At 70.5% G+C, this 12,802-nt stretch carries 11 protein-coding genes; 4 read left to right on the top strand and 7 right to left on the bottom strand.

What is annotated here, in order from left to right; genetic code table 11:
* Positions 1-66: 66 nt before the first annotated feature.
* From ACV7JO_RS17205 to ACV7JO_RS17195, 3 genes are all read right to left on the bottom strand, one after another.
* Complete coding sequence (locus tag ACV7JO_RS17205) at positions 67-1,431, bottom strand: hypothetical protein (protein WP_470355895.1); 1,365 nt, start codon at positions 1,429-1,431, stop codon at positions 67-69.
* A 105-nt stretch (positions 1,432-1,536) separates the two neighbouring features.
* The gene (locus tag ACV7JO_RS17200) at positions 1,537-1,845 is read right to left on the bottom strand and encodes a hypothetical protein (RefSeq protein ID WP_470355894.1); all 309 of its coding nucleotides are present in this window, start codon (positions 1,843-1,845) and stop codon (positions 1,537-1,539) included.
* Positions 1,846-1,852: 7 nt separating this feature from the next.
* Entirely contained in the window at positions 1,853-2,971 is a 1,119-nt protein-coding gene (locus ACV7JO_RS17195) for a TIGR04053 family radical SAM/SPASM domain-containing protein (RefSeq protein ID WP_470355893.1), read from the bottom strand.
* 220 nt (positions 2,972-3,191) lie between these two features.
* On the opposite strand from ACV7JO_RS17195, the gene ACV7JO_RS17190 reads away from it, so the two are divergent.
* Positions 3,192-3,452 carry a DUF2249 domain-containing protein gene (locus ACV7JO_RS17190; protein ID WP_470355892.1) on the top strand — a complete coding sequence of 87 codons (261 nt, stop codon included), beginning with the start codon at positions 3,192-3,194 and terminating at the stop codon, positions 3,450-3,452.
* 21 nt (positions 3,453-3,473) lie between these two features.
* Here the strand turns inward: ACV7JO_RS17190 and ACV7JO_RS17185 are convergent, their stop codons facing one another.
* Positions 3,474-3,707 carry a DUF2249 domain-containing protein gene (locus tag ACV7JO_RS17185; RefSeq protein ID WP_470355891.1) on the bottom strand — a complete coding sequence of 78 codons (234 nt, stop codon included), beginning with the start codon at positions 3,705-3,707 and terminating at the stop codon, positions 3,474-3,476.
* A 49-nt stretch (positions 3,708-3,756) separates the two neighbouring features.
* The gene (locus tag ACV7JO_RS17180) at positions 3,757-3,993 is read right to left on the bottom strand and encodes a DUF2249 domain-containing protein (protein ID WP_470355890.1); all 237 of its coding nucleotides are present in this window, start codon (positions 3,991-3,993) and stop codon (positions 3,757-3,759) included.
* A 140-nt stretch (positions 3,994-4,133) separates the two neighbouring features.
* Between ACV7JO_RS17180 and ACV7JO_RS17175 the strand changes: the two genes are divergently transcribed.
* The 3 genes from ACV7JO_RS17175 to ACV7JO_RS17165 all read left to right on the top strand — a co-directional run bounded on the left by ACV7JO_RS17175 (position 4,134) and on the right by ACV7JO_RS17165 (position 7,683).
* Complete coding sequence (locus ACV7JO_RS17175) at positions 4,134-4,799, top strand: helix-turn-helix domain-containing protein (RefSeq protein ID WP_470355889.1); 666 nt, start codon at positions 4,134-4,136, stop codon at positions 4,797-4,799.
* Positions 4,800-4,928: 129 nt separating this feature from the next.
* On the top strand, positions 4,929-5,240 hold the full coding sequence (locus ACV7JO_RS17170; protein WP_470355888.1) for a hypothetical protein: 312 nt from the start codon (positions 4,929-4,931) through the stop codon (positions 5,238-5,240).
* 157 nt (positions 5,241-5,397) lie between these two features.
* Entirely contained in the window at positions 5,398-7,683 is a 2,286-nt protein-coding gene (locus ACV7JO_RS17165; RefSeq protein WP_470355887.1) for a nitric-oxide reductase large subunit, read from the top strand.
* 119 nt (positions 7,684-7,802) lie between these two features.
* Here the strand turns inward: ACV7JO_RS17165 and ACV7JO_RS17160 are convergent, their stop codons facing one another.
* Positions 7,803-10,928 carry a hypothetical protein gene (locus ACV7JO_RS17160; RefSeq protein WP_470355886.1) on the bottom strand — a complete coding sequence of 1,042 codons (3,126 nt, stop codon included), beginning with the start codon at positions 10,926-10,928 and terminating at the stop codon, positions 7,803-7,805.
* Positions 10,929-10,991: 63 nt separating this feature from the next.
* Positions 10,992-12,740 (bottom strand): cbb3-type cytochrome c oxidase subunit I, encoded by a 1,749-nt coding sequence (locus ACV7JO_RS17155; protein ID WP_470355885.1) that lies wholly within the window; start codon positions 12,738-12,740, stop codon positions 10,992-10,994.
* Positions 12,741-12,802: the final 62 nt, after the last annotated feature.

Raw genomic sequence — 12,802 nt, 5'->3', positions numbered from 1 at the left:
ACCACTCACCACACCGTTTACGACATCGCTCGCCGCGGCGGCCGCCACCCACGGCGCGGGTGGCGGTCAGCGGCCGTCGGCGGGGTCGACCGACTCGTCGGACGCGGGCTCGTCGCCGAACGTGCCGAAGAGGAGGCCGGGCAGCGAGTGCGGACTGTGTTCACGGACGACCCACCCGACGTTCCCGAGGAAACAGAGCGCCCCCGCGAGCAGGAGTCCGCCGCCGACGGCGGAACTCGGCGAGGGCAGCGCGAACAGGTCGGCCGCGACCAGCACCGCCGTCCCGCTCCCGAACAGCGCGAAGTCGGCGGCGGCGACCCGGTCGCTGTAGAGGTCGTCTATCATCGGCACCGACTCGTACCCCAGGCGGTCGCTGTAGCGGTGGACCCAGACGACGAACGGGACGACGTGATAGAGCGTCCCGAGGACGACGAAACCGACGACGCCGAGGACGAGCAGGTGGACCGTCCCCGGGGCCCCGAACAGCGCCGGCCGGGCCAGCGGCTCCGTCAGCCAGACCGGCGCGGCGAGCGCGGCCCACAGCACCGTCGCGGCGACCACGACGGCGTACCGCGAGAGCATCGGCGTCCACGCGACCTGCGTCTCGTAGAAGCGCCGCCCGAGTACCGCGCTGAAACCCAGCAACGAGAGGACGACCAGCCCGCCACCGAGGCGCGCGAGCCACGCGCCCCCGAGCAGTCGCCCCGCGGCGAGGAGGACGACCCCCGCGGGGTAGCCGACCTCCTCGAACCGCCGGAGCCGGTGGTCGACCCCGTGGAGTTCCGTCTGCGTGAACATCGTGGCGAGTTGGTAGAGCGCGCCCAGCACGGTCGTCAGCACGGCCCCGAACACGGCCAGCGTCGCGTGACTCTGGACGACGGCCGCCCGCGACACCGGAAGCGACGCGAACACGGGGACGACGAAGCCCAGCGCGAGGAGGTAGCCCAGCGCGGTCAGGGCGACGAAGAAACCCAGCGCGAGACCGAAGTGACGCTCGGTCACGTCCCACGAGGGACTCGCCCGGAGCGTCCGGCCGACGTTGTACGCGAACGTCCAGAACCCCAGTACCATCGCGGCTCCGAACACCGGTAGCCACGACAGCGCCCCGACGAGCAGGCTGGCGGTGAACCCCGACAGGCCGGCCGTGACCAGCCACAGTTGGACGGTTGCGAGGCGACGGGAGTACAGCGCCACGCCCGACCAGACGGGGACGAACTGCGTCATCGCGCCCATGATGGTGAGACAGACCCACCCGGCCAGCAGGAGGTGGACGTGTGCGAGGTTCGCGTACCCTTCCGCCGTGCCGGCGGCGACGGCGACGCCGACGGCTGTGCCGGCCAGCAGGAAGCCCAGCCCGACGAGGAAGTGCCGGAGCGGTACCGTCATCGGCGGCTGTCGCTCGGTTTCGAGGTCGCCGGGAACGACGCTCATACGTGAGCGAACGCCGCCGAGACCCCTTCCCCTACTCCCGAACACGTTCGCCCCTCGGCGCGGTCGCCGTGGCGCGTACCGCCGGTTTCCCGCCTGTCGGGGCCGCTACTCCCCGGGGTCGAAGAGTTCGAGCGCGGTTCGCACCGTCTCGGCGTCGTGGGCGTGGCTCTCCGCCAGCGCCGACTCGGGGGCCGCCAACACCCCGTCGACGACGGCCGTCGCCAGCCGACGGACGCTCTCGCGTTGCTCGGCGGTGAGGTCACCGTTCGATTCGAGGCGGTCCAGCGCCCGCCGAAGCTCCCGGCGCTGTATCTCCTCGCCGCGAGCGCGGATGGCGTCCCGGACCGCCGCCGTGTCGGGGTCGTCCCGGTCGGTCGAGTCGGCCCGGAACAGTTCGTGTGGCTCTGCTTCCATCGTCGGTTCACTCGGCCGCGGGGGCGTCCCCGGTCGCTAGCGACTGTTCGGGGCGCGGGCCGTCGTACTCGTCGGGGACGTAGGCACAGAGCGGGTCCGCGGCTAGCGGGTCGCCGGTGTAGGCGTACGCCCGCGACCGGCTACCGCCACAGACCTGCCGGTACTCGCACGCGCCGCATTTCCCGCGGAGCGCGTCGGTGTCGCGCAGCGACCGGAACAGCTCCGCGTCCCGGTACGTCTCGACGACGCCCTCCCGGCGGACGTTGCCGGCCGACTCGGGCAGGAACCCCGACGGGTAGACCGAGCCGGTGTGACTGACGAACGCGAAGCCGTCCCCGGCCGTGATGCCGGTCCGACGGCCGATGGCGTCCGAGGGCGGCCCCGCGGTCGCGTCGCCCCCCTCACGGCGCTGCATCGCGACCCGCCGGTAGTGGGGGGCCTCCGTCGTCTTGACGCCGAAGGGTGCCTCGTCGGCGACCTCGCAGAGCCACTCCATCACGCGCTCGGCTCGCTCGGGCGAAATCGGGTCCAGCACCCGCCCGCGGCCGACCGGGACGAGGAAGAACACCGACCACAGCACCGCGCCGAGGTCGGCGACCAACTCCCGAATCGCCCGGAGTTCGTCGACCGTCTCGGCACAGACCGTCGTGTTGACCTGCAGGGGGAGGTCGGCGTCCCGAGTCGCTCGCGCGGCCGCCATCGTCTGCTCGAAGCTCCCGGCCTCCTGCCGGAACTCGTCGTGTGCCGCCGCCGACCCGCCGTCGATGCTCAGCGCCATGCGGCGCAGTCCCGCGTCGGCGAGGTCCCGCACCCGCTCGGGCGAGAGCGACGCCGTACCGCTTGGCGTCGCCGTCATCCGGAGCCCGATGTCGGTCCCGTAGTCGACGAGGTCCACCGTGTCCCCGCGGGCCAGCGGGTCGCCCCCCGAGAGGACGACGAGTTGCCCCTCGCCGAACCGCCGCGCGTCGTCGAGGAACGATTTCGCCTCCTCCGTCGTCAGTTCGTCCAGATGCCGACGCGGCTCGGCGTCGGCCCGACAGTGCTTACAGGCCAGTTCGCAAGCCTGCGTGACCTCCCAGATGAGCACGAACGGCCGTTGGCTCGTATCGATTTCTCGCGGGTTCATCGTGAATCACCTGTCGGCGGGCACGGCTGCCGCGGTCCGGTCTCCCGGGCGCGGTCGCCACGTCCCGCGTCCGCCACACTGCGGGCTTGGATGCCCCCGTGGGAAAGTCGACCTCCGAACACGTTCGACCGTCCCGGTGGCCGCCCGTAGCTGCGCCGTCGAGCGGACCGGCGAACATCTTCGGCACAATCGCCTGAACCGCACGGCTTGAATCCCCAATATGGTCGAGTCGACCGAAGCCGTCGCGGCGACCGCCGCACCGTCGGACCGCCCCCGCGAGACGATGGACGCCCGGGACCTCCCGCCGCCCCAGCCGCTCCAGCGCACGCTCGAACGGCTCGCCGACCTCGACGACGAGGTCCTCGTCCAACTGAACGACCGAGCACCGCAGCACCTCTATCCGAAGCTCCGCGACCGGGGGTACGAGTACGAGACCGTCGAGACCGACGACGCGGTCGTGACGGTCGTCTGGCGGCCGTGACCGCGGTTCGGCGGCCGTGCGCTACTCTTTCGGGAAGGTGGCGACGAACTCGTCGTCGGCGCGCCGTTCGACCTCGTAGCCGTCGGCGTCGAACGCCTCGACCTCGGCTCGCATCTCGTAGAACAGCGGCGTGGGCTCGTGGTCGTTGACGAGCGTCAGCGCCTCGCCGCTGTCGAGGTCGGCGAAGGCGTCGTGTATCTTCGGATGTCGCTGTGGCGGCGGTATCTCGCGGACGTCGAGCGTCGTCTCTGACATGCACGTGTCGGTTGTCGCCCGCTCGGCGTGGCTCTTGTTCCGAACACGTTCACGCGTGGGTTATCGAGACGTGCCACTCGTCGTCGGCGACGTGGGCGGTCTCGTAGGCGAACCCACGCTGTTCGAGCACGTCGTACAGCGGTTCCGGCTCGAAGCTGTTGACCAGCACGAGGGTGTCGCCCGCCGGGAGCGCGTCGAGCGCGTCCGTGATGTCGCTGAAGGGTTCGCCGTCGATCTCACGCGCATCCAACACTCGACCGTCGACGGTTGTGGTGTCCACGCCCATGTGTGGCGGTCGGGACTACGCCGACAAACCCGTTGCCCCGATGGTGTTCGCCCGCAGTGACGAGCCGATACGCGCCCACGGCCGAACATATTCGGCATCACTAACTGGTGTCGGAGGCGAATACGTTCGAACGAACACCGATGCCCCAAGCCAGTATCACCATCACCATCCCCGACGGCGTCTGGATAGGCGACATCTCGCGGGACCACCCCGACGCGTCCATCCGCATCCTCGCGGCCATCTCGGACGACGGCGCGGGCGTGGGGCTCACCGAGATTACGGCCCCCGACCTACAGGGCCTCGTCGGCGACATGCAGGAAAGCGAGTCGGTGACCGAACTCGAGATACTCCAGCGCTACGAGGATACCGTCCTCGTCCAGTTCGAGACCACGGAGCCGCTCCTGTTGCTCCCGGTACAGGGCTCCGGCGTCCCGCTCACGATGCCGTTCACGCTCGAAGACGGACGGGCCGAGTGGGACATCACCGCCCCGCAGCACCGCCTCTCGGAACTGGGCGAGCAGTTGGACCAGTTCGGCATCTCCTTCACCGTCAACGAGGTCAGCCAGCGAATCGAACCCGAGAAGCTGCTGACCGACCGCCAGCTACGGCTCGTGACCGCCGCCGTCGAACACGGCTACTACGACACCCCGCGGGGGTGCTCGCTCACGGAACTGGCCGACGAGATGGACCTCGCCAAGTCGACGTGCAGCGAGACGCTCCACCGCGCGGAGGAGCAGGTCGTCAAACAGTTCATCGAGGGTCTCGACGACGCCGAACGGCTCGCCCAGTCCAGTTCGGTCCCGTAGCGTCCGCGGCCGCCCCCGCCGCCGTCGGGAAGCCCCGGCGGCTCAGCTCCATGAGCTTCTCGGGCGCTGAAACGCCTCGCAAACGTGTTCGGCGAAAACGTATACGGGTCCGTGCGTCGACACTGACACATGCCAGACCGACAGTCACGAGGGCGGGACCTCGACGCGCTGGTCGACGCGCTGGCGGACCACGACGCCGTGGCCGACGCGTTCCTCGCCAAGAGCTTCACCGACCGCCTGCTGGTACTCGACCTCGTGGAGGCCGGCCCGGTACCCGACGCCCTCCGCGACCGCCTCGCCGCGCGCGGCTTCGAGCGCGCGGGGTCGGTGTACGACGAACTCGACGGGCGGCCGACGCCCGGCGAGGCGGGCGACACGACCCGCCACCACTTCGTCGACGTTCGCACGCGCGGAACCCACCAGTCCTACGTCGTCGACTGACGCCGACGCCCGCCGAACCCCATTCTCGCCGACCCCGCCCCGTCGCGGACCGGTACCGTCTCCGACGTGTCGTGGTCGAGCCGAACGTGTTCCGGGTCGTACTCAGTCCCTGAGAAGCGGGGGACCCTTCATTGAACGGGCTGTCGGAACTCCGGACATGGAGCTCGAACGGAAGACCATCGCGAAGGTCATCGTCGTGGCCTTCGTGTTCAACCTCGCGGTGATGGGTGTCGGTGCGTGGTTCGCGTATCAGGAGGCCCCGCCCATTCCGGAGCGGGTCGTCGGACCCGACGGCGAGACCGTCGTCACCGGCGACCAGATACGCGACGGCAAGCGGGCCTTCCAGAAGAACGGGCTGATGAACCACGGGTCGGTTCTGGGCAACGGCGCGTACTACGGGGCCGACTACACGGCCGACGCGCTGGAGCTCAAGACCCAGTACATGCGGTCGTACTACGCCAGAGAGCGCTACGGCGACGACTACGACGCCCTGTCGTCGTCCGAACAGGCGGCGGTCGACGACGTCACGCGGCGTGACCTCGACGGGCAGTACGACGGCGGCAGCATCGACTACTCGGCCGCTGAGGTGTACGCCCACGAGCAGGTCCGCGAGGAGTACGTCCAGCGGTACCACGAGGGCAGCCACTACCGCGGTGTGCCCGAGGGAATGATAGAGAGCGAGGACGAAGCCCGGCAGTTCGCCGACTTCGCCCTCTGGACGGCGTGGTTCTCCCACACCGACCGCCCCGACGGCGACCACTCGTACACGAACGAGTGGCCGTACGCGCCGGGGGCGGGCAACGACGCCACCGCCGCCGCGATGACGTGGAGCGTCATCGCCATGGTCCTGCTCGTCGGCGGGGCCGGCTTCGGCATCTGGTTGTACAAGTCCGTGCAGTTGCCCGAACCTTCCGCCGAGGACATCTCCGTCCCGGAGCCCGGCGACGTGAGCGTCTTCCCGAGCCAGCGCTCGGCGCTGCGCTTTATCCCCGTCGCCGGCGGCCTGTTCCTCGCGCAGGTGTTGCTGGGCGGCCTGCTCGCGCACTACTACATCGAACGGGCCGGCTTCTTCGGCATCGAAGAGCTGTTCGGCGTCCCGATTCTCCAGTTGCTCCCCTTCGCCATCGGGAAGACGTGGCACATCGACCTCGGCGTCCTCTGGATAGCCACGACGTGGCTCGGCGCGGGGCTGTTCCTCCCGCCGCTGCTGACGGGCCACGAGCCGAAACGGCAGTCCACCTACATCGACGTGCTGCTGGGTGCCGTGGTGGTCGTCACGGTCGGCGGCCTCGGCGGCATCTGGCTGGGCGCGAACGGCTACCTCGACGGGTCGCTCTGGTGGCTGCTGGGCAACGAGGGCCTCGAGTACCTCGAAATCGGGAAGCTCTGGCAGGTCGGCCTCCTCGCCGGCTTCGGCATCTGGGCCGCCCTCACGGTCCGCGGCCTGAAGCCGCTGCTCGACCGCGAGCCGGTGTACGGGCTGGCACACATGATACTGTACGCCGGCGGCTCCATCGCCCTGCTGTTCACTGCCGGCTTCCTGTTCACCCCCGAGACCAACATCGCGGTGACGGAGTTCTGGCGCTGGTGGGTCGTCCACATGTGGGTCGAAGGGGCCTTCGAGTTCTTCATCGTCGCCATCGTCGGCCTGACGTTGGTGTCGATGAACCTCCTGAGCCGCCGGAGCGCCGAGAAGGCGGTGATGCTCCAAGCGCTGCTCGTGATGAGTACGGGCGTCATCGGCGTCTCCCACCACTACTGGTGGATAGGGATGCCCGACATGTGGGTGCCCATCGGGAGCGTCTTCTCGACGCTCGAACTCATCCCGCTGGTGTTCATCCTCTACGAGGCGCTGGGCCAGTACCGGGCCATGTCCGGCAGCGGCCAGTTCCCGTACCGGCTGCCGTTCATGTTCATCATCGCCAGCGGCGTCTGGAACTTCGTCGGCGCGGGCGTGCTGGGCTTCTTCATCAACCTCCCGCTCATCAACTACTACGAGCACGGGACCTACCTCACGGTCGGGCACGCCCACGCCGCGATGTTCGGGGCCTTCGGCTTCCTCGCGCTGGGCATGGTGACGTACATGCTCCAGATAGCCATCGAGCCGGGCCGCTGGGACGGCTCGTGGCTCAGGGCGGCGTTCTGGTGTTGGAACGTCGGGCTGGCGCTGATGGTGTTCGTCTCCGTCCTCCCGGTGGGCTTCCTCCAGTTGGAGGCGGCGTTCACCGAGAGCTACGCCGTCGCCCGCAGTGTCGCCTTCTACGAACAGCCGCTCGTCCAGACCCTCTTCTGGGCGCGCCTCCCGGGTGACACGCTCATCATCGTCGGCACGGTGCTGTACGCGGCCGACCTCGTCCGCAAGCGGTTCGTCCTCCGGCAGTCCGAGGACGACCCCGACGTCGAGGACATGGCCGTCGCCGAGGGCGTGCTGAACGACGACTAGGCCCTCCCACTCGATTGGGGCGGTCTCCCTCTCGGCTGCCTGCGCTGTCGTCTCCCGTGTCCACGCGACGCCAGCACGAACTCAATCTGCCAACTCCCCGTCGTCGGGCTGCCCTGTCTTCATCGCTTGTACCGGTCGAGTGCGTCGCCGGCCGTGAGGTCCTGCTCGTCTGCCTCGAAGAATTCGCCGAACGGCGGGTCCGCCGGCTCGTCCGCGGCAGGCCGGCAGTGGGCCGGCGGCGACCCCCAGTCCGGAACGCCCCGGTCCAGCCGGTGCAACACCGGGAGCAAGCGCGGGTCGGTCAGTTCGGCCGCCGCTTCGAGGGCGTACTCGGTGACCGCCCCGTCGCCGTCGCACAGCCCGCGACGGAGCGGCCCGACCATCGCCTTCCCGCCCGCGTTTCCGTCGGCGGCGAGCAGTGCGAGCGCCTCGTAGCGCCGCCGTCGCCGTTCGACGCTCTCGGCGGTCCACCGGTGCGAGGTGAGCCAGCCGGCCAGCGGCCGGAGGACCGCGGGCGACGCTCGGCCGACCGCGACGAGCGCCGACAGGGCCGGGCGGCGGACCCGCTCGTCGTCGTCGCGGACCCCCTCCCGCAGCGCGTCCGCGGCCGGCCGGACGCCGGCGGGCCACGCGTCGGCCACCGACTCGAGTACGCTGTACGCCGCTTCTCGCCGCTCGCTCGTCCCCTCGCGGGCCATCGGGACGAACGTCTCGCGCAACGCCGCGCCGCCGTCGCAGTCGCGCAGCACCTCGCCGAACTGATAGCAGGTCCGGTCGCCCGCCGTGACCGTCGCGTCGAGGGCGTCCCGTTCAAGCGCCGCGACTACGTCGTCGGCCGGAACCGTCACCGTCGGGGCGAGCGCCGCCAGCGCCGTCGTGAGAGCGTCGGTGTCCCGACGCCCCTCGTCGAGCCACGCCAGTAGCCGGTCGGCCACCCGCTGTGGGTCGCCGAGGTGGTCGACGACGTGCGGGAGGAGTCCGAGATAGGTCCGCGAGGGCGAGCGGTCCGGGGCCGATACGGCCCGCTCGACGGCGGCCGCCAGTTTCCCTCTCGGCACCGTCGTCGCGCCGTCGGTGACGACCCGGCGGAGCGACGTCACCTCGGCGTCGGTGACGGCGTCGTCGTCCAGACGGGCCACCAACGCCGTGACGAGGTCGTTCTCGGCGTCGGTCTGGCCGCAGACGTGGCTCGCTGCGTCGACGAGCGCACGCCGCGTCTCGCCCTCGGTGGCGCGGAGGCGGCCGGCCAGCCACCGCTGGAACGCCGGCGACGGCCACGTCCCGTCGAACAGCGTCGCCCGCGCGAGCAGGTCGGCCGCGGAACGCCGCTGACCGGCGTCGCTCTCGTACAGGTCCCGGACGAGCGCCGCGTTCGCGGTGTCCGCGACGTGGGTCGCGAGCGCGTCGAGCGCCGCCGCGTGGACCTGCTCGTCGGGGTCGCCCAACCGCTCCGTGAGCGCCGCCACCGCTCGCTCGTCGGTTCGCTCGTCGTCTCCCTCGGCATCGACGAGCGCGGCGAGTACGCGCGTCGCCGTCCGCCGGGCCGCCGGGGTGTCGGCGGTCGACCGAGCGAGCGCGGTCTCGAAGACCGTTCGGTCGTCGGACAGCGGTCTGTCGGCGACGGCGGCGAGGACCGCGGCGACTTCCTCCCCGCCGCCGGGTTCCCGTTCGAAGGCAGTCGCGAGCGCCGGCAACTGGTCGTCGAGCAGCGACGGCCGCGCCGCACCGACCGCGGCGAGCGCCTCCGCGGCCGCCGACCGACCGGGTATCGAGTCGCCGAACACGCAGTCGACGAGCGCCGGGACGGCGTCGGCAACGGCTTCGGGGTCGGCTTCGGCCACGGTCGCGAGGACGGCGGCGGCGTCGCCGGCCGTCCGCGTGTTCCCGAGGCACCCCTCCAGCGCGGGACAGACGGACCGGACCGCCGCCGGGTCGTGGCGAGCGACCGCTTCGAGCACGCTCAGTGCCGGCTCCACGGCGAGCGAGTCGGCCCGCGCGTCCGACGCGAAGATTCCCACCGGTGCCCGGTTCCGGGCGGCAGGTTCGCTCGCCAGCGCCGGCCGGAGCCGCGTGACGACGCTGTCGGCGTCGACGACGCCCTCGGCGAGACAGCCGGTGGCGAGGTCGACTCCGAGGGACCGAACGTCGGGGTTCGGGTCGGCCAGTAGGTCGCCGACGACGGCCACCGAGACAGCGTCCGGGCGGTGTGGGGAGAGCGCGAGCATCGCCTGTCCGGCCCAGTACCGGACGAACTCCGACCCGTCGGTCAGCAGGGTCCGCACGTCGTCGGCCGTCGCGGCCACCGCCGCGGGCCGCTGCCGGGCGACGGCCGCGAGCGCCCGCGCGAGGTGACTCCGCGGCCACTGGTCGTCCCGGGTACTCTCGTCCGCCGCCAGCGAGGCCGCGATGTCGTCACAGTGGGGGACGACTGCGTCGGGCGTCTCCGCCGCCACTCTGGCGAGTACCCGCGTCACACCGAGTGTCCCCGCCGGCGGACTCCCGACCAGCGACGGGTGCAGCACCGACTCACGCGGGTCCCGCCGCGGGCGCTGTTCGCGGGGTTCTCTCGGATGCGTCGCCAGCCAGCGGACCACTGTCCCGACCACCCGAGGTCCGTCCGCCGGGTCGGCGGTCAGCGAGCACAGGAGGTCAGCGGCGACCCGGCGCGTGTCGCTGTCGCCCGCCTCGAACTCAGCGAGGAGGTCGGGGACGACCGGGCGGGCCGCCGCCCGGTGGTCGGCGGCGAGCGCGAGGTGGACGCCGAGGAGGTGCGCTCGGGCATCCGGGCTGACCGTCCGCCCGATTCCCCGGAGCGGTTCGAGCGACCCGACGAGGCGGGCGGGGTCGTCGACGGCGAGGCGTTCGAGCGCCCGCGCCACACCGGCCGCGCCGGCGTCCCCGCGCTCGTCCGGCGGGACCGCTTCGAACCCCGCGAGTGCCGCGTCCAGACCGGCGTCCGGGGCGGTGGCGACGACCGCTTCGAGGGCGGTCGCCAACCGACTCGAGCGCGGGACCGACCCGTCCAATGTCAGCCGGACCAGCGCGTCGAGGGCCGACGCACCCGCGTCGGGTCGGGCGTCGAGTCCGACGGCGAGGGCCTCGACGGCACCGTGTCGGACCGACCACTCCTCGTCGCGGGCCAGTTCGAGCAGTTCCCCCAGCGCCGGCCCCACGGCGTCCGGGTCGTCCTCTATCGCCTCTCTGAGCGCGTCCACCCGCGTCAGTCTGTCGGCCCACTCTGTCATCGGAACACGAGGCCGTACTGTTGGCGGGTAAATAAGTTCTCGTGGCACCGACGGCGCAGCTTCTCAGTCGGCCGCGGGCTCGCTCTCGTCGCCGCCGTCGGCCAGCGCGGGCCGCTTTTCCCGCTCGAACCACGCGAACTCCCGCGTTAGCTGGTCGTGCTCGGCGAGGTCCCACGGGTCGGCGTCGGTCACGCGGGGGCCTTCGAGCCACGAGACGACGATGTTCCAGACGAATATCAGCTGACCGACCACCAGCAGGACGACGCCCAGCGTCGCCAACTGGTGGAGGAGCGTGAACAGCTCTATCGGCCCGACGGTGACGTTGTAGGTCGCGTACCGGCGGGGCATCCCGGCGTAGCCCAGCAGCACCATCGGAAAGAACGTGACGTTCGTCCCCACGAGCGTCAGCCAGAAGTGCCAGCGGGCCAGCGACCGCTGGTACCAGCGGCCGGCGTAGATGGGGAACCAATAGTAGATGCCCGCGAAGACGGCGAAGGCGATGCCGCCCATGATGACGTAGTGGAAGTGCGCCACCACGTGGTAGGTGTCGTGGAGAATCAGGTCGACCGGAATCGACGCCTCGAAGACGCCGGTGACGCCGCCGACGATGAAGTTCCCGACGAAGCCGACACAGAAGAGGAACGGGACGGTCGTCCGGAGGCTCCCGTTCCACATCGTCGCCATCCAGTTGAACGTCTTGACCGCGCTCGGGATGGCGATGGCGATGGAGACGGCCATGAACGAGGCCCGCAGGCGCGGGTCCATGCCCGTCGAGAACATGTGGTGGGCCCAGACGCCGAAAGAGAGGACGCCCAGCGCGAGCGTCGAGTAGACGACGAACTTGAAGCCGAACAGCTTCCGCCCGCAGAACTTCGGCAGGATGTAGCTGACCAGCCCCATCGGCGGGAGCACGAGGATGTACACTTCAGGGTGGCCGAAGAACCAGAACAGGTGTTGCCACAGCAGCGGGCCGCCGCCGTCGACGGCGAAAAACGCCGTCCCGACGTTCCGGTCCAGCAGGAGCATCACCAGCGCGCTCCCCAACAGCGGGAACGCGAAGAGAATCTGGGCCGACTGGACGAGCACGGTCCACGAGAAGATGTCCAGATTCGCCCACGTCACGTCGTCGTCCCGCTCGGTGAAGATGGTCGCGATGAAGTTTATCGCGCCGATGGTCGCCGCGACGCCCGAGAGGTGCAGCCCCAGCAGCAGCAGGTCGACGCCGGGGTTGGCCTGCTCGACCGAGAGCGGCGCGTAGATGGTCCACGCCGTCTGTGCGGGCTCGATGCCGTCGAGAAACGGCGCGCCGAGGATGCCGCCCCAGATGAGCAGGGCGGCGGGCGGGAGCAGCCAGAAGGCGACGGCGTTGATGCGCGGGAACGCCATGTCGTCGGCCCCGATGAGCAGCGGGATGAAGTAGTTCGAGAACGCCGCCAGAATCGGCGTCCCGAACAGGAACAGCATCGTGATGCCGTGGGTGGTCAGCAAGCCGTTGTAGAGGCTCGTGCTGAGGAAGTCCTGTGCCGGGTAGAGCAGTTCCAGCCGCATCAACACGACGGCGATACCGCCCCACGCGAACGAGACGACCGCGAAGACCCCGTAGAGGATGCCGATGTCCTTGTGGTCGACGGTCGTCAGCCACCGCGTGAGGCCGCCGGGTTTCTCTCGGTGTGTCTCTCCGACTGTGGTGTGCCCGTCGCCGACCGACGGGGTGTACGAGCGCCAGTTCTCGACGCGGGCGAGCGTGGCGGCGACGCCGACGAGGAGCGCTGCCATCGTCGCCGTCCCGACGACTGAGCCGACTGATGCCATTTCGGACGGCTTCTCGCCACCGCAGTATGGTGGTTCTCCGGAACATGTTCACCGCGGTCTTG

The sequence above is a fragment of the Haloarcula sp. MBLA0138 genome, from assembly GCF_055632455.1.
This window is presented reverse-complemented; position numbering and strand designations above follow the sequence as displayed.

Bases quoted from the DNA above. Each gene is read 5' to 3' on its own strand.
- ACV7JO_RS17205 (WP_470355895.1), bottom strand. From the start codon at position 1,431: ATGAGCGTCGTTCCCGGCGACCTCGAAACCGAGCGACAGCCGCCGATG.
- ACV7JO_RS17200 (WP_470355894.1), bottom strand. From the start codon at position 1,845: ATGGAAGCAGAGCCACACGAACTGTTCCGGGCCGACTCGACCGACCGG.
- ACV7JO_RS17195 (WP_470355893.1), bottom strand. From the start codon at position 2,971: ATGAACCCGCGAGAAATCGATACGAGCCAACGGCCGTTCGTGCTCATC.
- ACV7JO_RS17190 (WP_470355892.1), top strand. From the start codon at position 3,192: ATGGTCGAGTCGACCGAAGCCGTCGCGGCGACCGCCGCACCGTCGGAC.
- ACV7JO_RS17185 (WP_470355891.1), bottom strand. From the start codon at position 3,707: ATGTCAGAGACGACGCTCGACGTCCGCGAGATACCGCCGCCACAGCGA.
- ACV7JO_RS17180 (WP_470355890.1), bottom strand. From the start codon at position 3,993: ATGGGCGTGGACACCACAACCGTCGACGGTCGAGTGTTGGATGCGCGT.
- ACV7JO_RS17175 (WP_470355889.1), top strand. From the start codon at position 4,134: ATGCCCCAAGCCAGTATCACCATCACCATCCCCGACGGCGTCTGGATA.
- ACV7JO_RS17170 (WP_470355888.1), top strand. From the start codon at position 4,929: ATGCCAGACCGACAGTCACGAGGGCGGGACCTCGACGCGCTGGTCGAC.
- ACV7JO_RS17165 (WP_470355887.1), top strand. From the start codon at position 5,398: ATGGAGCTCGAACGGAAGACCATCGCGAAGGTCATCGTCGTGGCCTTC.
- ACV7JO_RS17160 (WP_470355886.1), bottom strand. From the start codon at position 10,928: ATGACAGAGTGGGCCGACAGACTGACGCGGGTGGACGCGCTCAGAGAG.
- ACV7JO_RS17155 (WP_470355885.1), bottom strand. From the start codon at position 12,740: ATGGCATCAGTCGGCTCAGTCGTCGGGACGGCGACGATGGCAGCGCTC.